Genomic DNA, 18569 nt, shown 5'->3' with positions numbered 1-18569 from the left:
GCGGTCCAGCCGCGCGCGGTGCAAGGGCCGGCTGGACGCGGCGAACGTGCCCCGGCTCCACAGCACGTCATGCAGCTCTTTTACGGCACGGGCTTGCCTGATGCCGCGTCGATCGGATAACTTGGACAAGTGTCCAGCGATGCCGTGGTAGCGATCACGCCCGATCGTGACCGCCAGACTGGGGAGACGCCGCGCAACCGTCGGCAGGAAGAGACGTTCCGTAAGGTCTTGGCCGCCGGGGTCGAAGTCCTGCGAGAGAAGTCCTACGCCGATTTGACCGTCCGCGCGGTGGCCGCGCGGGCCAAAGTGGCCCCGGCGACCGCGTACACGTACTTCTCGTCGAAGAACCATCTGATCGCAGAGGTCTACTTGGACCTAGTGCGCCAAGTGCCCTACTTCACCGATGTCAACGATCCGATGCCGGTGCGGGTGGACAAGGCGCTGCGGCATCTGGCGTTGGTCGTCGCCGACGAGCCCGAAGTCGCCGCGGCATGCACGACGGCGCTGCTCGGCGGGGGCGCCGACGCTGCGGTCCGCACCGTGCGCGACCGCATCGGCGCGGAGATCCATCGCCGCATCACCTCGGCGATCGGCCCGGATGCCGATCCCCGCACGGTTTCCGCGCTCGAGATGACGTTCTTCGGCGCGCTGGTCAACGCCGGCAGCGGCGCCTTCACCTACCACCAGATCGCCGATCGGCTGGCCTACGTGGTGGGTCTGATCCTGAACCCGGGAGACCGCTCATGACTCGCGCCGTCGACGATGCAGAGCAGAAAAGCGATGCGGGGGTACCGCCCGCTTGCGGGGGAGAGGAGCGGCGCTCATGACTGTGGAGACGCCCGAGTTGGTGCTCGATCCCTACGACTACGACTTCCACGAAGATCCGTACCCGTACTATCGACGGCTCCGGGACGAAGCCCCGCTCTATCGCAACGACGTGCTGAAGTTCTGGGCGTTGTCGCGCCACGGCGATGTGCTGCAGGGTTTTCGCAACAGCACCGCGCTGTCGAATGCCTATGGCGTGTCGCTGGATCCGGTTTCGCGCACTCCGGACGCACACAAGGTGATGTCGTTTCTGGCGATGGACGATCCCGGCCATCTACGGCTGCGCACGCTGGTGTCCAAGGGGTTCACGCCACGCCGGATCCGTGAACTCGAACCGCGGGTGATCGAGCTGGCGCGCATGCACCTCGACACCGCACTGCAGTCCGAAAGCTTCGACTTCGTCTCCGAATTCGCCGGCAAGCTGCCGATGGATGTCATCTCCGAACTGATGGGCGTGCCCGAACCGGACCGTGCCCGCATTCGTGAGCTGGCCGACGGCGTGATGCACCGCGACGACGGTCTGGCCGATGTCCCGGCATCGGCGATCCAAGCATCGGCCGACCTGATGGTCTACTACGCCGACATGGTCGCCCAGCGCCGCAAGAAGCCATCGCAGGACTTGACCTCGGCGCTACTGGAAGCCGAGATCGACGGGGACCGCCTCAGCGACCAGGAGATCATGGCTTTCCTGTTCTTGATGGTGGTCGCCGGCAACGAGACAACGACCAAATTGCTGGCCAACGCCGCGTATTGGGGTTTCAAGAATCCTGACCAGCTGGCGAGCGTCTACTCCGACCATTCGAAAATCCCGCTGTGGGTTGAAGAAACACTGCGCTATGACACCTCGAGTCAAATCCTGGCCCGCAGTGTGGCGCATGAGTTCACGCTGTACGACACCACGCTGACCGAGGGCGATGTGCTGCTGCTGCTGCCGGGTTCGGCCAACCGCGACGACCGGGTCTTCGACCAGCCCGACGAGTACCGCATCGGCCGCGAGATCGGCTCCAAGCTGGTCAGTTTCGGCAGTGGCGCGCACTTCTGCCTGGGCGCACATCTGGCCCGAATGGAGGCGCGAGTGGCGCTTACCGAACTGTTGAACCGGATCCGCGGCTATCAAGTGGACGATGCGAACGCCGTGCGCGTCCACTCCAGCAACGTACGCGGATTCGCCAGTCTGCCGATCACCGTGGAGACCGCGTAAATGCCTCGTTTTCAACCACATCCGGCGCGTCGGCCCGCCATCGTCGCCGGAGCGTCGTCGGGCATCGGCGCCGCCACGGCCCTCGAGCTCGCCGGTCGCGGCTTCCCGGTAGCCCTGGGCGCCCGCCGTGTCGAGAAATGCCAGGAGCTGGTCGACGAGATCCAGGCACAAGGCGGAGAAGCCGTCGCGCTGCACCTCGATGTCACCGACCCCGAGTCGGTCAAGGGCTTCGTCCACCAGGCGACCGAACAGCTCGGCGACATCGAGTTGCTGGTCACCGGTGCCGGTGACACCTTCTTCGGCCGGCTGGATGAGATCAGCACCGACGTCTTCGAATCGCAGGTGCAGATCCACCTCATCGGCGCCAATCGGTTGGCTACCGCGGTCCTGCCCGGAATGTTGGAACGCCAGCGCGGCGATCTGATTTTCGTCGGGTCCGACGTCGCGCTGCGCCAGCGTCCGCACATGGGCGCCTATGGAGCGGCCAAGGCAGCGTTGCTGGCCATGGTGACCAACCTGCAGATGGAACTGGAGGGCACCGGGGTGCGCGCCTCGATCGTGCATCCGGGCCCGACGAAGACCGGCATGGGCTGGAGCCTGCCGCCCGAATCGATCGGGCCGATGCTCGAGGACTGGGCCAAATGGGGGCAAGCCCGCCACGACTACTTCCTGCGTCCGGCGGACCTGGCCCGCGCAATCGCGTTCGTTGCCGAAACACCGCGCGGTGGGTTCGTCACATCGATGGAGATTCAACCCGAGGCGCCGCTGTCCAGCGCGCCCGCCGAACGCCAGCAACTGAAGTACCCGGAGGAACCGTGACAAGCCCAGAGCTCAAAGAAGTTCCACGTGTATCGGGCGGCCAGGAGGAGCACGGCCACCTCGAGGAGTTCCGCACCGATCCGATCGGCCTGATGCAGCGCGTGCGCGACGAGTGCGGCGACGTCGGCTGGTTCCAGTTGGCCGGCAAGCAGGTGGTGTTGCTCTCCGGCGCGGAGGCCAACGAATTCTTCTTCCGCTCCAGCGACGACGACCTCGACCAGGCCGAAGCGTATCCGTTCATGACACCGATCTTCGGCAAAGGCGTGGTGTTCGACGCCAGCCCCGAGCGGCGAAAAGAGATGCTGCACAACTCCGCGCTGCGCGGTGAACACATGAAAAGCCACGCCGTCACCATCGAGCGCGAAGTGCGTCGGATGATCGAGAACTGGGGTGACAGCGGAGAGATCGACCTGCTGGACTTCTTCGCCGAGCTGACCATTTACACCTCGACGGCGTGCCTGATCGGGCCGAAGTTCCGCGAGCAACTCGACTCCCGATTCGCCCACCTGTACCACGAACTCGAACGCGGCACCGACCCGTTGTGTTACGTCGATCCGTACCTGCCGATCGACAGCTTCCGGCGCCGCGACGAGGCTCGCATCGGGTTGGTGGCGCTGGTTCAGGAGATCATGAACGGCCGAATGGCCAATCCGCCTGCCGACAAGGCAGATCGGGACATGCTGGACGTGCTGGTGTCGATCAAGGACGACGACGGCAACCCACGGTTTTCCGCCGACGAGGTCACCGGGATGTTCATCTCGCTGATGTTCGCCGGTCATCACACCAGCTCGGGCACCGCGTCGTGGACACTGATCGAGTTGATGCGCCACCCGCATGTCTACGCCGGGGTGATCAAGGAACTCAACGAGCTTTACGCTGATGGCCAATCGGTGAGTTTTCATGCGCTGCGCCAGATTCCGCGGCTGGAGAACGTGCTGAAGGAGACGTTGCGGCTGCATCCGCCGCTGATCATCCTGATGCGAGTGGCTCAGGGCGAATTCGAGGTGGAAGGCCACCCGATTCACCGAGGTGATTTCGTTGCCGCCTCACCGGCAATCTCCAACCGGATCCCCGAGGACTTTCCCGACCCGGACGCCTTCGTGCCCGAACGTTATGACGAGCCACGCCAGGAAGATCTGATCAACCGCTGGACCTGGATTCCGTTCGGCGCAGGACGACATCGGTGCGTGGGAGCGGCGTTTGCCACGATGCAAATTAAGGCGATCTTCTCGGTGTTGTTGCGCGAGTATGAGTTCGAGATGGCCCAGCCGTCGGATAGCTATCGCAACGACCATTCCAAAATGGTGGTGCAGCTGGCCCAACCTGGCAAAGTGCGCTACCGCCGTCGCGCCGGGGACTGATGATGGGCTACCACGTGAAGGCCGACCTCGACTTGTGCCAGGGACACGCGATGTGCGAACTGGAGGCTCCCGACTACTTCCGGGTGCCCAAACGCGGACAAGTCGAGATCCTTGACGACGAGCCGCCCGAAGCGGCCCGCCGACAAATCGAGCAAGCCGTGTGGGCCTGCCCGACCCAAGCCCTATCGATCCAGGAGACAGGAGAATAACGGTGGCCGGATTTTCCCGTGCTGAACTCGAACAGTGGGTGCAGGCCTGGCTTCAGGCCAATAAGGACTGCGAGAAGTCAGGCGACTGGAAGCCGCTGGCGGACTTCTACGCCGCCGAGGCGACCTACGGCTGGAATATCGGCCCGAAAGAGGACGTGATGTGCGTCGGGATCGACGAGATCCGCGACATCGCGCTCGGCCTGGAGATGGAGGGTCTGGAGAACTGGCAGTACCCGTATCAAAAGGTGATCATCGACGACCAGCAGGGTGAGATCGTCGGTTTCTGGAAACAAGTAGTGGTCGACGGCGACGGCGGTCAACAGGAGATTTACGGCATCGGCGGCAGCTGGTTTCGGCTGGGCGCCGACAAACTCATCGAGTGGCAGCGCGACTTCTTCGACTTCGGCCATGTCCAAACGCTGTACATGGACCTGATGAAGGCCGGAAAGCTGTCGGCGGGCATGCAGAAGCGGATCGAGCGCAGCCTGGCCGGTGAGAAGCTGCCGGGCTACTACCCGCTTGGAAAGACCCCGGTACCGCTGTGGTGAGCCACGTCACTACGCTGTCGCTCGAGTCCTGACAAACAAGCTGAAAGCAGGTTCGCGGTGAAAACAAAGGGCGCGCTGCTCTGGGAGTTCAACCAGCCGTGGTCGGTCGAGGAAATCGAGATCGGCGACCCGCGCAAGGACGAAGTCAAAATCCAGATGGAAGCATCGGGGATGTGCCACTCCGATCACCACCTGGTGACCGGCGGCATCCCGATGGCCGGGTTCCCGGTGCTCGGCGGCCACGAAGGCGCGGGCATTGTGGTCGAGGTGGGCGAGGGCGTCGAAGACTTCGCGGTCGGCGACCACGTGGTGCTGTCCTTCATCCCGTCCTGCGGCAAGTGCCCAACCTGTCAGGCCGGCATGCGCAACCTCTGTGATCTGGGTGCCGGGCTGCTGAACGGCGCATCGGTGACCGACGGCAGCTTCCGCGTCCAGGCCCGCGGCCAAGACGTCTACCCGATGACACTGCTGGGGACGTTCTCGCCGTACATGGTGGTGCACAGAAGTTCGGTGGTGAAGATCGACCCGTCGATCCCGTTCGAAGTGGCCTGTCTGGTGGGCTGCGGTGTGACGACCGGCTACGGTTCGGCAACCCGGACCGCCGACATCCGCCCCGGCGACGACGTCGCGATCGTCGGTATCGGCGGCGTCGGTATGGCAGCGCTGCAGGGTGCGGTCAACGCCGGTGCCCGCTACATCTTCGCGGTCGACCCGGTGGAGTGGAAGCGCGACCAGGCGCTGAAATTCGGTGCCACTCACGTCTATCCGGACATCGAAGCCGCGCTGCTGGGCATTATGGAGGTCACCGCCGGCTTGATGGCCAAGAAGGTGATCATCACCGTCGGCGAACTGCATGGCGCCGACGTCGACAACTACCTGAACATCACCGCCAAAGGCGGCACCTGTGTGCTGACCGCGATCGGCAGCCTGCTGGACACCCAGGTGACGCTGAACCTGGCGATGTTGTCGCTGATGCAAAAGAACCTGCAGGGCACCATCTTCGGTGGCGGCAACCCGCAATACGACATCCCGCAGCTGCTGTCGATGTACAAAGTGGGCAAGCTCAACCTCGACGACATGATCACCCGGCAGTACAAGCTCGAGCAGATCAACGACGGCTACCAGGACATGCTGGACGGCAAGAACATTCGCGGGGTCATCCGCTACACCGACGACGATCGGTAGCGACATGACCGGCCCGCTGCGGGTGTTCCAGGTGGCGTCCGGGAACGTCGGGACTGAGATGGTTAAACGGATCGCCCGCCGCCCTGATCTGGAACTTGTCGGATTGCACTGCTATTCGCCGGACAAAGTGGGCCGCGACGCCGGCGAGATCGCCGGTATCGAGCCGATCGGGGTGACCGCCACCACGGCGCTCGACGACATCATCGCCGCGCGGCCGGATTGCGTCACCTTTCACGGCGTATGGCCGGATTTGTCGCTCTACGAGCAGGTGCTGGCGGCCGGGATCAACATCGTCACCACGGCCGACTGGGTCACGGGCTATCACCGCGACACCAACCACCGCTTACCGGACGGGCGCAGCGAGTCCGAGGTGCTGCAGGCGGCATGCCTGCGCGGGAACTCCACGTTCTACGGCACCGGGATGAACCCTGGTCTGGCCCAAATCCTTACGATCGTGCACAGCGCCGACGTAGCCGACATCGAGAATGTCACGTGCATCGAATCGGTGGACGTGTCGTGTCACCATTCGGCTCCGACGTGGGCGAATTGCGGTTTCGGCCGGCCGGTCGACGATCCGGAGATTCCGCGGCTGCTGGAGCTGGGCACCCGGGTGTTCGAGGACGGGGTGCGGCTGATGGCCGACTGTCTCGATATCACGCTCGACGAGGTCAGGTTCAACTACGAGCTGGGCGCCTGCACCAAGGATGTGGATCTCGGCTGGTATCAGTTGCCGGCCGGGTCGGTCGGCGGCGCGGCATTCCAGTACGTCGGCCTCCTCGACGGAGTACCCCGGGTGGAGTTACATCTGGAATGGCAAATGACACCGCACACCAACCCGCACTGGGACATTCAGGGCTGCTACATCACCAAGATCCAGGGTGATCCGTGTATCTACAGCAAGCATCTGATTCTGCCCAAGCCGGGAACCGACTTTTCGTCGTCTGAAGCGTTCGCGGCGATCGGCATGACGGTCACCGGGCTGCCGGCACTCAACGCAATCCGGGCGGTTGTCGACGCCCCACCGGGCATCGTCACCAGTGCTGATTTACCGTTGCGCGCGTTCGCGGGCAGCTTCAGCAGGTGAACACCTTTCACCATCTGCTGCAGCCGGGGCGCATCGGTGCCATGACCCTGCGCAACCGGCTGGTGATGTCTCCGATGGAGACGATGTACGGCACACCTGACGGGCTGCCGTCGCCGCGCACTTGTGACTACTTTGCCGCGCGCGCGCAAGGTGAAGTTGGCTTGATCACCGTGGGCGCCACCGGGATTGACCCTCGACACCCGGAGACACCGGGCGGCTTGCATTTGGGCACCGACGCCGCCATCGATGCGCACCGCAGGCTGGTGGAAGCGGTGCATGAGCACGGCGCCAAGATCCAGCCGCAGATCGTGCACGCCGGGCCCGACGGCTTGGGACCGGAAATGCACCGGGTGACATCCCTGGGCCCGTCGGTGATCCCGTCGTATCTGACCGGACGGCCCTCGGAGGAGATCAGCACACGACAGCTCACCGAAGTACTCGACTTGTTCAAGGCTGCGGTGCGTCGCGCCGCCGAAGCCGGCTACGACGGGATTGAATTGCACGCTGCGCATGGCTACATGCTGCTGGGCTCATTCCTTGCGCCGCAGCGTAATCGACGCACCGACGACTATCGCGGTGACTCGGTTCGCGGCCGAATCCGGATCGTACTCGAAACACTGGCGGCAATCCGCTCCGAGGTCGGCGACGCATTGCCGATCACGTTGCGGATCTCTGGATACGAGCGGGTGGCCGGCGGCCGGCCGATCCACGAAACGGCGCAGGTGGCACCGGAATTGGTAACCGCTGGAGTGGACGCCTTCCATGTCAGCGGCGGGGTGATCGACCGGCTCGTCACCCAGATGGTCAATGGCGCCGACGACGGCGACGCGCTCAACGTGGGCGCGGCCGCCGCGGTCAAAGAGGTGGTCGACGTACCGGTGATCGCGGTCGGCCGCATCCACGACCCGGTGCGCGCCGAGAAAATCCTGTCCGACGGCCGCGCCGATTTCATTGCAATGGGACGGCCACTGCTCGCCGACGCTGAGCTGCCACGAAAGCTCCGGACGGGCCAGGCTCGCCGCATTCGCACATGTATCTCGTGTGAAAACTGCATCGACGCCATGGAACAGCGGTTTTCGGTCGACTGCGCGGTCAATCCTCGTACCGGCAAGGAGCGCGACTTGGCGGTCAAATTGGCGGGGCACGCCAAGCGGGTGGTGGTGATCGGCGGCGGTCCGGCCGGTTTGGAAGCCGCGCGTGTCGCATCCGAGCGGGGACATCGCGTCACGTTGTTCGAGCGCGCCGCGCAACTGGGTGGTGCACTGCGCTGGGCCGCGATCCTGCATCCGGAGAACGAGCCGTTTCTGCGATACCTGCGCGACGAGATCAGGATCAGCGACACCAAAGTCGTGCTGGGCCAGGCTGCGTCGATAACCGACGTCGTCGAGCTGAAGCCGGACGCCGTGGTGGTGGCCACCGGTGGCCGCATCGTCGTCCCGGCGATCCCGGGCGATCACCTTCCACACGTGCAGACCGGGCCGGCGTTGCGCCAGTTGCTGGCCAAATGGACACCGCGGCTGGTGTCGCCGAAGGCGGTCCGATTCGCGACCCGCGCATGGATGCCGATGGGACGGCGCGTCGCAATCATCGGAGGTGACTTGGTCGCCCTCGAACTCGCCGAATTCCTGGCGAAAAGAGGACGTTTCGTGTCGATTCTCGAATCCGGCAAGTCCATCGCGCCGGAGGTGGGCAGCAAGCGCAAAACCGAACACATGGATCGTCTCGACCACCTCGGAGTCACCGTGCACGTCCGAGCGTCCGTCGAACGCATCGCTGACGACGCGGTGGTCTTCACCCCCGCGGGCGGCACAACCCGTCAGTTGGCTGCCGACACCGTCGTCGTGGCAGGAACACCCGAGTCCGACACCGCCGTGTTCGACGCCGTGGTGTCTGCCATGCCCGACACTGAGGTACATGCCGCCGGCGACTGCACCGGGCTGGGACTGATCCGCAAGGCAACCGAGGACGGCGCCCGTGCCGCCTGTGCCATTTAATGATTGGAGTGAAGATGTCAGAAGAAACAGTGCAACAATTGCCGGCGCTGGCTGCGTCACAGTCGTCGTGGCGCTGCGTGCAAGCCCATGATCGGGAGGGCTGGTTGGCGTTGATGGCCGACGACGTCGTCATCGAGGACCCGATCGGCAAGGCGATCACCAACCCAGACGGCAGCGGCGTGCGGGGCAAGGACGGGGTCGCCGGATTCTACGACACCAACATCGCCGCTAACCAGCTGACGATCACTTGCGAGGAGACGTTCCCTTCCAGTTCACCCAACGAGATCGCGCATATCCTGGTGCTGGACAGCAAGTTCGACAATGGGATCACCAGTTCGGTGCGCGGTGTGTTCACCTACCGAGTCAACGACGCCGGGCTGATCACCAACATGCGCGGCTACTGGAACCTCGACGCGATGACATTCGGCACCCCGGAGTGAGCCGGCTGCTAGCCGGCCGCGCTGCCGTCGTGGTCGGCGGGTCCCGGGGTATCGGGAGGGCGGTAGCCGGCTTGCTGGCCCAGCACGGCGCGGCTGTGGTGGTCAACGGCCGAGATGCCGCCACCGCTCAGGCCACTGCCGAGTCGATCACCGCCGAGGGCGGCCGCGCGGTGGCTCACCCGGGTTCACCAGCCGACCAGACGATTGCAGAAGCGTTGGTGGACAGATGTATTAGCGATTTCGGCGCTATCGATATCTTGGTGAACTGCGCGGGCATCGCCGAGCCACCGGGTTCATCGATCCTCGACATCAGCGCAGCGCAATTTCGTGAGCTGCTTGATGCACACGTGGGCACGGTGTTCGCCACCTGCCGTGCGGCCGCCCCGAAGATGGCCGCTGCGGGTGGCGGCAGCATCGTCAACACCAGCTCGATGGCTTTCCTCGGTGATTACGGCGGCACTGGATATCCCGCCGGCAAAGGCGCGGTGAACAGCCTGACCCTGGCGATCGCCGCCGAGCTCAACGAACACCGGGTCCGCGCCAATGTGGTGTGCCCCGGCGCGAAGACGCGGTTATCCACCGGGCACGACTACGAAGCCCACATCAGGGAACTGCACCGGCGGGGCCTGCTGGACGAGGTCAGCATGCGCGGGTCGCTGGACGTGGCATCACCGGACTACGTCGCGTCGACGTATGTCTATCTGGCCAGCGACCTGGCTGCGCAGGTGACCGGTGAAATCTTCGTCGCCGCAGGTGGTTTCATCGGTCGGATTCCGCGGCCGTCGCCGGCCTTCATCGCTTACCGCGACCACCACGACTCGCCGCCATGGTCGGTGACGGAGTTGGCCGGGCTGATCGGTGGTTGCGCCGACGTTAAGCTTTGATGCATGGCCACTGTGTTCACCAAAATCATCAACGGCGAAATTCCGGGACGGTTCGTGTATGAGGACGACGAGATCGTCGCGTTCTTGACCATCGAGCCGATGACGCAGGGGCACACGCTGGTGGTGCCGCGCGCAGAGATCGACAACTGGCAAGACGTCGACGGCGCTGTGTTCGCCCGCATCATGGCGGTGGCGCAGCTGATCGGCAAGGCGGTGTGCCGAGCCTTCAACACCGAGCGGTCCGGCGTCATCATCGCCGGATTAGAAGTTCCGCACCTCCACGTGCATGTCTTCCCGACCCGCAGGCTCAGCGATTTCGGCTTCGCCAACGTCGATCGCAACCCGTCGCCGCAGTCCCTGGACGAGGCGCAGGCCAAAATCAAGGCCGCACTCGCCGAACTGACGTGATGCTCAACTGACCTGTGCCGGCACGTCGGCGATGCGCGGCAAGCTGACACGGAAACGACAGCCCTCCTCGGGAGCAGTAGTCACCGTCACCGACCCGCCGTGGGCGTGGACCAACGAGTCGACGATCGACAGGCCCAGCCCGGTGCCGCCGCTGGTTCGCGCCCGCGACGAGTCGGTCCGATAGAACCGCTCGAAGATGCGCAGCGCATCCTGCTGACTCATCCCCGGCCCTTCGTCGGCGACCTCGAGCACCGCGTTGTCGCCGTCGGTGCCGACCCGCACCGTGATGTCGGCGCTTTCCGGGGTGTGCTGCAACGCATTGGTCACCAAGTTGCTCAGGACCTGGCGCAGCCGGGCTTCGTCGCCGAGCACCTCGGGGGTGCCGGGACCGTCGAGCACAGCCATGGTGAGGTTGCGCTTGGGGGCAATGGCCTGCGCATCGTGCACTGCGTCGCTGGCCAGCGCCAGCAGGTCCACCCGGCGACGCTCGAGGGGGCGTTGGGCATCCAGCCGGGCAAGCAGCAGCAAATCCTCGACCAACAGGCCCAATCGACTCGCTTCGCTCTCGATCCGCGACATCAGCATCTCCAGGTCGCGCGCCGCGCCCTGGCGATACAACTCCGCGAAGCCGCGGATCGTGGTCAGCGGCGTGCGCAGTTCGTGGCTTGCGTCGGTGATGAAGCGTCGCATCCGATCTTCTGAACTGCGCGCCTTCGCCGCCGAGGACTCGGACGACGCCACCGCACGCTGAATCTGTGCGAGCATCCCGTTGAGCGCCAGGGACAATCGGCCCACCTCGGTTCGCGAACTGCGCTCGGGGACGCGGCGATCCAGCTGGCCGGCGGCGATCGCGGCCGCGGTCTGCTCGACCTCGGTCAGTGGCCGCAGACTTCGGTGCACGACCGCATATCCGGCGATGCCGAGCACCAATAGCACCGCCGCGCCGATGCCAACCTGCAACCAGACCAGTGACCGCACGGTGTGCTGGACGTCGGAGAGGTCATAGGCGACGGTGATCAGCCGACCGAGCGGTCCCCGTACCGACACCGCGCGCCACTGCACACCGGATTTGTCGACGGAGCCGATGGTGGTGGGTTCGGGGCCGACATCGTTGTTGTTGGGCAGCGCGGGTTCCGCGTTGCGATCGTTGACTACCGTCCAGGTGCGGCCGTCCTTGCCAATGCTGCGCACGTAGAAGTTTGTGGGCGGCCGATCGGCGTTCGGCCGTTCGTTGGCGCGTGATGACGTGTGGCGCGGAGCCTGTGCCCAACCTCGGGATGCGTCGATCAGGTTCTGGTCGACCCGATTGATCAGGCTGTGCCGCAGGATCGACGTGACCGCGATACCCGAGGTCGCCAACCCGCCCGCTACCAGCACCAGGGTGGCCGCGACGAGGCTCACCCGGAGCGGCAGTGCTCCTCGATGAAGTTTGGCCATTCCCGTATTCTTCGCCTACGACGCGCTATCGCGGCTCGCGCAACACATATCCCACTCCGCGCAATGTGTGCAGCAGACGCTTATCCCCGGTGTCGATCTTGCGTCGCAGATACGACACATAAGACTCGACGACATTGACATCGCCGCCGAAGTCATAGCGCCAAACGTGATCGAGGATTTTCGGTTTGCTCAATACCGTGCCGGCGTTGATCACGAAGTAGCGCAACAGCGTGAACTCGGTGGGTGACAGCGACACCGGCTCGCCTGCCTTCCACACCTCATGAGTGTCCTCATCGAGTTCGATGTCGGCGAACGTCAGTCGGGCGTTGCGATCCTCGGTGATGCCTTTGCCGGTGCGGCGCAGAATAACGCGCAACCGCGCGACGACTTCTTCCAGGCTGAACGGTTTAGTCACGTAGTCGTCGCCGCCGAGGGTGAGGCCGGCGATCTTGTCCTGCAACGAGTCGCGGGCGGTCAGAAACAGCGCGGGCGCATCGATCCCGTCGGCGCGCAGACGACGCAGCACCCCGAAGCCATCCATGCCGGGCATCATCACGTCGAGGATCACCGCGTCCGGTTTGACTTCGCGGGCCAGGTCAAGGGCTGCGGGCCCGCTGGCGGCGGTGTGGACCTCGAAGCCCTGGAATTTGAGGCTCACTGCGAGGAGTTCGAGGATGTTGGTTTCGTCGTCGACGACGAGGACTCGAGCCTCGGGGGTGATTCCGTCTGTGGGTGCCGATGCCATATCGCTAATCTCCTCGCACTTCTTTGAACGGAAGCTCCATGGCAACTGTGAAGTTCCTGTGAATGCGTTGCCAGTTTGATCTGCGTGGTCCGGGGTCAGCGCAGGTCGGCGCGCATAGACTCGGGGGATGAATCTCGGAAAAAGCCTGGCGACGCTCGCCACCGCACCCCTGCGGGTCGGGCTGACCGCGGCCGACGCGGGCCTGGGCGTTGCGGCCTCGGCGGTTGGCCTGGCGAAGCAGACGATCGGCGAGGCCGGCGTGCAGACCCGGTCTAACGCCGTCGTTCACATGCTGGGCATCGATGACGCGCTGGTGCGAGCAAACCGCATTGCCGGGCTTCTCGACGACGACGCTCCGCTGGGACGCGCCTTGGCATCCGACGGTCCGGTGGACCGGCTGCTGCGTCCCGGCGGGATTGTCGACATGCTGACCGCCCCCGGCGGGCTGCTGGACCGGCTGACAGAAGAGGGCGGTGGTCTCGAGCGGGCGCTGAAGCCCGGCGGGCTGGTGGATCAACTGGTCGCCGACGACGGGCTGATCGAACGCGTCCTGGCCGAGGATGGGCTGGCTGACCGGTTGCTGGCCCAAGGTGGTCTGATCGACAAGTTGACCGCCCGGCACGGGCCGCTGGAACAGCTCGCCGACGTCGCCGACACTCTGAGCCGGCTGACGCCGGGGATGGAGGCGCTGGAGCCGGCCATTGAGACCCTGCAGGAGGCCGTCATCGCCTTGACGATGGTGGTCAACCCGCTGAGCAATATCGCCGAGCGCATCCCGCTGATACCGCGGCGGTCCTCGCGCCGCTCCACGCCGCGTCCCGTGCGTTCCCCGCGCGTTATCGACGAGTAGGCGGGTTGGGCGGACGTCGGCCCCGCGAGTGTGAACCCAGCTCCACGCTCGCCGTTAAGACGACGCTATCCCTCAGGGCCGATAGGGAATGGAGCCGCGTGAGAGACTCGAACTCTCGACATCCGCTTTACAAGAGCGACGCTCTACCAACTGAGCTAACGCGGCCAGGGCCGGCTCGATGAACCATGGCGATTCTACGACGGGGTCGCGGCGTCGCGGCGGCGCGCTAAGCGAGCGGTCGGTATTTGACCGCAATCAGCCGTGCGGCGCCTCAGAAATCTTGCTATCTGGCTTGCCGACTGTTTGGCAGTAGGTCGTCGCCGACAAACGCGTAACCGAGATCTCCATATTGCTCGGGTCAGCACCGCTCTTGTCTTTGAGCATTTTGCTGATCTCTTCGTTTTGCTTCTTCTCGTCCTGCGTGGTGAAGTCCTTGCACTTGGTGTCGCCGCCGGTATTGATCACCTCTGAGGCCGAACATCCACTGAACAGCAGCGCAGCGGCCACAATCGTGACAGGAACAATCGACTTCATCGTCGGCCTTTCGGGTCGGAGTAGCTAGACATCTATAGACGGGCGGGTCGGACTTTAAACGCCGGGTCAGCCGCTGGTATGCACGATCAACACGTCGACATGGGCCTTGCTGGCGACACTTCCGGGGATCGAAAATACCCGTCCGATGATCGCCGAGCGTGCATTCAGTCCCACGTTCCCGACCACGAGCAGATCGGCTCGAACCTCTTCGGCGAGGTCAACCAACGCATCGACCGGAGCGTCCTGAATCGGCCGCTCCTCGATGTCCTGCGCGCCGGCCGCCTTGGCCCGGTCGCGGCCCTCGCGCAACATCGCGTAGACCGGCGCATTGCCCTGCACTTTGTAGGCTTCGTCACCGAGCGCGTCGGCCGCGCGCGGATCCTCCTTGTGAGGAACATAGCCGGTCACGATGATCAGCTTCGCGTTCGATTCGGCGGCAATCGCACCTGCGCGCTCGACCGCATCCAGCGACGAAGCCGAGCCGTCGGTACCGACCACCACAGTTTTATAGGCGGTCATCAGCCCTCTCCAGCGTCTTTGTAGTGCCTTTCGCAGACACTAACGCTGCGGACCCGAGACGGCTGTCAGGATCGGCGAAATGCATCGTCAACCGCTGGTCACACACTTGGACGAGGGTCTGCACAGCAAGCTGCGGCATACTGGACGTCAAGCACTAAACGTCGTCGCCGCAAATTGCCGTCGGGGGGCAGGGGCGGCGCTCAGGACAGAGTCGAGATTCTGGTGGCCAACCAATCCGGCGGTAGGCACCGCCGCTCAAAACCGGCACCCTGGCAGATCCGCCGCCGATTGACCCACGGCGTGGTGGCCGCGGTGTCGGTGTTGGCCGTGCTGGCGACCGGCGCCGGCTGGTGGATGGCCCATGGCGTGCTGGGCGGAATCACGGTGTCCGAGGCGTTGAGCTCCGACGACCCGCATTCCAGCGGCGGCGAGATGAACATCTTGCTCATCGGCCTGGACTCGCGCAAAGACCAAGACGGCAACGAACTGCCCAACGCGATCCTGAACCGGCTGCACGCCGGCGACTCCGATGCCGGCGGGTACAACACCAACACGCTGATCCTGGTGCACGTCGGCGCCGACGACAATGTCACCGCGTTCTCCATCCCCCGCGACGACTATGTGCCGTTCAGCGGGGTCCCGGGGTACAACCACATCAAGATCAAAGAGGCGTACGGACTCACTAAGGACTACGCCGAGCAGAAGCTGATGAACAAAGGCGTCAGCGATCAGCGGGAACTCGAGACTAAGGGGCGCGAGGCCGGCCGGACAGCGACTTTGCGGGCGGTGCGCAACCTGACCGGCGTACCGATCGATTACTTCGCCGAGGTCAATCTGGCCGGGTTCTATGACCTGGCCCAAACCCTCGGCGGCGTCCAGGTATGCCTGAAACACGCCGTCTACGACTCCTATTCGGGCGCCGACTTCCCGGCCGGGCGCCAGACACTCAACGCCGAACAAGCGCTGGCGTTCGTGCGGCAGCGCCACGGCCTGGAGAACGGCGACCTGGACCGCACCCACCGCCAGCAGGCGTTCCTATCCTCGGTGATGCACCAACTCCAAAGTTCGGGCACCTTCACCGACCTGAGCAAGCTGAAAAGCCTGATGGCCGTGGCTCGTAAGGACGTGGTGTTGTCGGCGGGCTGGGACGAAAGCCAGTTCCGCCGGATGGGCGCGCTGGCCGGCGGCGACATCGAGTACCGGACGCTGCCGGTTGTCCGGTACGACAACATCAACGGCCAGGACGTCAACATCGTCGACCCCGCGGCGATCAAGGCCGAAGTGGCAGCGGCGTTCGGTACCGGGGGATCGTTCACGACCACAACGAGCACGGCACCCAACCCGGCAACCGTCGTCGACGTCGTCAACGCCAGCAGCACATCCGGACTTGCCAGCACCGTGTCACGCACACTGAGTCAGCACGGTTACACCAAGGGCACTGTGCGCGACCGCGAATACGGCGAACCGAGCGCCACGACAGTCGACTACGGACCGGACGCCAAGAGCGATGCACAAACGATCGCGGCGCTGCTGGGCGCCGAAGTGGCCGACCACAGTGATTCATCGCTGACCGCTGATCGCGTTCAAGTCTTCGTCGGCGACGACTACTCCGGGCCATCGCGCAACGAAACATCTTCTGCCACACCGATGGCCGGCTCCCATCACGGTTCACGCACCACCAGCGCCGAGCCGACCCCAGATCAGGGCGCACCCATCGACGGCGGGGGCGTTCCCTGCGTCAACTAGGCGCGCCCGTTAATGAGTGTGAACATAGGGCGGGATTTTCGAGATTTTCCCGCCCTGGGCTCACACTGAAAGCCCTGATTTCACACTCAACTTGCGCGTCGTCGCGCGGCGTCAACTAGACGCTTTACGTAGCAAGAACGCCAATACGACGTTCTCGAAAGCTTGCCTCGCTTCGATCATCGTCCAGTGCCCGCAGTTAGGGAATACGTGCAATTCGGCGTTTGGGATGGTGCGCATCGGGATCAGCGCCATGTCCAGCGGGCTGACCCGATCATCGCGGCCCCAAGTAATCAACGTCGGAGCCTTCACCCGATGCATCATCGCCCAGGGTTGCGGACCCTTGGACGACTCCATGGCCTGCATCATCTGCTCGAACGCTGCCCTGCTGTACATCCGGCGCGCACCGGCCAGCGTGGCGGGATCGGTGGCGTGCTGCCACCGCTCCTCGATCAGGTCCTCGGTCACCACTGCCGGGTCATACACCATCGAGTGCAGCCAACGGATCAGCCGTTCGCGGGTGGGCTCTTCGGTGAACTCCTGCAGCAGTCGGATGCCTTCTGCTGGACCGGGACTGAAGATGTTGCGCCCGACACCTCCGATGGTTACCAGTCGGCGTACCCGTTCGGGCTGGGCCATTGCGAAGTTGAGCGCGACACCCCCGCCCATTGAGTTGCCCACGATGTCCACGACGTCCAGACCGAGCGTGTCGACGAACCGCACCACAGCATCGAATGCGGTGACCATCGGATGCCCACCGAAGTCGTCGCTGACGCCGAACCCGGGGAATTCCAAGACGAGGCAGCGGAAGTGCTCGGCGAATGCGCCCAGCACGCCGCGGAAGTTGCGCCAGCCGGTAACCCCGGGTCCCGACCCATGCAACAGCAGCACCGGTGGTCCGTCGCCAGCCTCGTGGTAGCGCAGCACACCTGGCTCCGTGGAGATTTCGCGAATCGTGCCTTCGTACGTGATGTCTGTCATGCGTGGGTTCCGCCGTCGATGCGGATCTCAGTACCGGTGATGAACGCGCCGTCACCAGACACCAGCATGGCGATCACGCCGGCGACGGCGGAGGGGGCGGCCATCGGCGCCCCGCTGGATTCCTCTGTGGTGGGCATGATCGGTGACAACCTGCCGAACAGCGTCCAGTCCGCATCCGGCGGAATGAAACCACCAGTGGCGTCGGTGATTCCGGATTTGATGCTGCCCGGCGCCACGCACACGGCGCGCAAACCTTGCTTGGCGTACTCAAGCGCCAGCGCATGCGTAAACGACTGGACACCGCCCTTACTGGCCGCGTAGGCCGCCATGTAGGGGTGCGCGAAGGACGCCGAGGTCGAGCTGAAGTTGACGACCGCGCTGCGCGGGTTGCTCAGCAGCGTCGGCAACGCCTCGCGTACCACCAGAAACGTCCCGGTCAGGTTGACACCGATGATCTGGTTCCACAGGGCGCTCGTCATCTGATCGGTGTGCGCGGCACGCAGCATGCCGGCGGCATTGACCACCGAATCCAGGCCGCCGAGCGTGTCGACGGCCGACCGCACGCCGTCAACCACCGACCTCTCGTCGCCGACATTCATCTCCAGTGTGGTGAGGCGTTCGCCGACGCCCGCCTCCCCGGCCTGCGCACGGGTCTTGTCGAGTCCGTCGGCGGCGATATCCGCAGCGACGACGGCGGCGCCCTCGTCGAGCAGGCGCAGTGCGGTGGCCTGCCCGATACCTGACGCTGCCCCGGTCACCAGGATCCGGTTACCGTCCAGTCGTTTCATCAGACCTCCCGTCA

20 protein-coding genes and 1 tRNA gene are annotated in these 18569 nt (G+C 64.6%); 14 read left to right on the top strand and 7 right to left on the bottom strand.

What is annotated here, in order from left to right; translation table 11 throughout:
* Nucleotides 1–129: 129 nt before the first annotated feature.
* The 12 genes from AC5Y49_RS17425 (at nt 130) to AC5Y49_RS17370 (ending at nt 10958) form a co-directional block, all read left to right on the top strand.
* The gene (locus AC5Y49_RS17425; protein ID WP_499889215.1) at nt 130–747 is read left to right on the top strand and encodes a TetR family transcriptional regulator; all 618 of its coding nucleotides are present in this window, start codon (nt 130–132) and stop codon (nt 745–747) included.
* Between the two features lie 76 nt (nt 748–823).
* Nucleotides 824–2026: a cytochrome P450 gene (locus AC5Y49_RS17420; protein WP_499889213.1), complete on the top strand. Its 1203-nt coding sequence runs from the start codon at nt 824–826 to the stop codon at nt 2024–2026.
* Nucleotides 2027–2845 (top strand): SDR family oxidoreductase, encoded by an 819-nt coding sequence (locus AC5Y49_RS17415; protein WP_499889211.1) that lies wholly within the window; start codon nt 2027–2029, stop codon nt 2843–2845.
* Nucleotides 2842–4206, top strand: a complete 1365-nt coding sequence (gene cyp51, locus AC5Y49_RS17410; protein WP_499889209.1) for a lanosterol 14-alpha demethylase — start codon at nt 2842–2844, stop codon at nt 4204–4206. Before AC5Y49_RS17415 ends, cyp51 begins: the two co-directional genes overlap by 4 nt.
* 2 nt (nt 4207–4208) lie before the next feature.
* Nucleotides 4209–4415, top strand: a complete 207-nt coding sequence (gene fdx / locus AC5Y49_RS17405; protein ID WP_499889207.1) for a ferredoxin Fdx — start codon at nt 4209–4211, stop codon at nt 4413–4415.
* A gap of 2 nt (nt 4416–4417) precedes the next feature.
* Nucleotides 4418–4963 (top strand): nuclear transport factor 2 family protein, encoded by a 546-nt coding sequence (locus tag AC5Y49_RS17400; protein WP_499889206.1) that lies wholly within the window; start codon nt 4418–4420, stop codon nt 4961–4963.
* Between the two features lie 57 nt (nt 4964–5020).
* Nucleotides 5021–6148 (top strand): NDMA-dependent alcohol dehydrogenase, encoded by a 1128-nt coding sequence (locus AC5Y49_RS17395; RefSeq protein WP_499889204.1) that lies wholly within the window; start codon nt 5021–5023, stop codon nt 6146–6148.
* 4 nt (nt 6149–6152) lie between these two features.
* The gene (locus tag AC5Y49_RS17390) at nt 6153–7232 is read left to right on the top strand and encodes an NAD(P)H-dependent amine dehydrogenase family protein (RefSeq protein WP_499889201.1); all 1080 of its coding nucleotides are present in this window, start codon (nt 6153–6155) and stop codon (nt 7230–7232) included.
* On the top strand, nt 7229–9226 hold the full coding sequence (locus AC5Y49_RS17385; RefSeq protein ID WP_499889199.1) for an FAD-dependent oxidoreductase: 1998 nt from the start codon (nt 7229–7231) through the stop codon (nt 9224–9226). Before AC5Y49_RS17390 ends, AC5Y49_RS17385 begins: the two co-directional genes overlap by 4 nt.
* A gap of 14 nt (nt 9227–9240) precedes the next feature.
* Entirely contained in the window at nt 9241–9666 is a 426-nt protein-coding gene (locus AC5Y49_RS17380; protein WP_499889197.1) for a ketosteroid isomerase family protein, read from the top strand.
* Nucleotides 9663–10550, top strand: a complete 888-nt coding sequence (locus tag AC5Y49_RS17375; RefSeq protein WP_499889196.1) for an SDR family NAD(P)-dependent oxidoreductase — start codon at nt 9663–9665, stop codon at nt 10548–10550. The genes AC5Y49_RS17380 and AC5Y49_RS17375 overlap by 4 nt, the downstream gene beginning before the upstream one ends.
* Nucleotides 10551–10553: 3 nt before the next feature.
* On the top strand, nt 10554–10958 hold the full coding sequence (locus AC5Y49_RS17370) for an HIT family protein (protein ID WP_499889193.1): 405 nt from the start codon (nt 10554–10556) through the stop codon (nt 10956–10958).
* A 3-nt stretch (nt 10959–10961) separates the two neighbouring features.
* Here the strand turns inward: AC5Y49_RS17370 and AC5Y49_RS17365 are convergent, their stop codons facing one another.
* Both AC5Y49_RS17365 and AC5Y49_RS17360 read right to left on the bottom strand, forming a co-directional pair.
* Nucleotides 10962–12395, bottom strand: a complete 1434-nt coding sequence (locus tag AC5Y49_RS17365) for a sensor histidine kinase (RefSeq protein ID WP_499889191.1) — start codon at nt 12393–12395, stop codon at nt 10962–10964.
* Nucleotides 12396–12420: 25 nt separating this feature from the next.
* On the bottom strand, nt 12421–13140 hold the full coding sequence (locus AC5Y49_RS17360) for a response regulator transcription factor (protein WP_499889189.1): 720 nt from the start codon (nt 13138–13140) through the stop codon (nt 12421–12423).
* Between the two features lie 127 nt (nt 13141–13267).
* Here AC5Y49_RS17360 and AC5Y49_RS17355 point away from each other — a divergent pair, with 127 nt between their 5' ends.
* Complete coding sequence (locus AC5Y49_RS17355; RefSeq protein ID WP_499889187.1) at nt 13268–13990, top strand: hypothetical protein; 723 nt, start codon at nt 13268–13270, stop codon at nt 13988–13990.
* A gap of 89 nt (nt 13991–14079) precedes the next feature.
* On the opposite strand, the gene AC5Y49_RS17350 is transcribed toward AC5Y49_RS17355, so the two are convergent.
* The 3 genes from AC5Y49_RS17350 to AC5Y49_RS17340 form a co-directional block, all read right to left on the bottom strand.
* A tRNA-Thr gene (locus AC5Y49_RS17350) sits at nt 14080–14155 on the bottom strand.
* A 90-nt stretch (nt 14156–14245) separates the two neighbouring features.
* Complete coding sequence (locus tag AC5Y49_RS17345; protein WP_499889185.1) at nt 14246–14524, bottom strand: hypothetical protein; 279 nt, start codon at nt 14522–14524, stop codon at nt 14246–14248.
* Between the two features lie 66 nt (nt 14525–14590).
* Nucleotides 14591–15043, bottom strand: coding sequence for a universal stress protein (locus AC5Y49_RS17340; RefSeq protein WP_499889183.1), 453 nt, complete (start codon nt 15041–15043; stop codon nt 14591–14593).
* Nucleotides 15044–15265: 222 nt separating this feature from the next.
* On the opposite strand from AC5Y49_RS17340, the gene AC5Y49_RS17335 reads away from it, so the two are divergent.
* Nucleotides 15266–16789: an LCP family protein gene (locus AC5Y49_RS17335; RefSeq protein WP_499889181.1), complete on the top strand. Its 1524-nt coding sequence runs from the start codon at nt 15266–15268 to the stop codon at nt 16787–16789.
* A 111-nt stretch (nt 16790–16900) separates the two neighbouring features.
* Here AC5Y49_RS17335 and AC5Y49_RS17330 read toward each other — a convergent pair whose 3' ends face one another.
* A complete protein-coding gene (locus AC5Y49_RS17330) occupies nt 16901–17767 on the bottom strand; it encodes an alpha/beta fold hydrolase (protein ID WP_499889179.1) in 867 nt (288 codons plus the stop codon).
* Nucleotides 17764–18555 carry an SDR family NAD(P)-dependent oxidoreductase gene (locus AC5Y49_RS17325; RefSeq protein WP_499889178.1) on the bottom strand — a complete coding sequence of 264 codons (792 nt, stop codon included), beginning with the start codon at nt 18553–18555 and terminating at the stop codon, nt 17764–17766. The genes AC5Y49_RS17330 and AC5Y49_RS17325 overlap by 4 nt, the downstream gene beginning before the upstream one ends.
* Nucleotides 18556–18569 lie beyond the last annotated feature (14 nt).

Source organism: Mycobacterium sp. NGS62, assembly GCF_059812285.1.
Note: the sequence above shows the minus strand (reverse complement) of the source record. Positions and strands in the feature narration are given on the sequence as shown.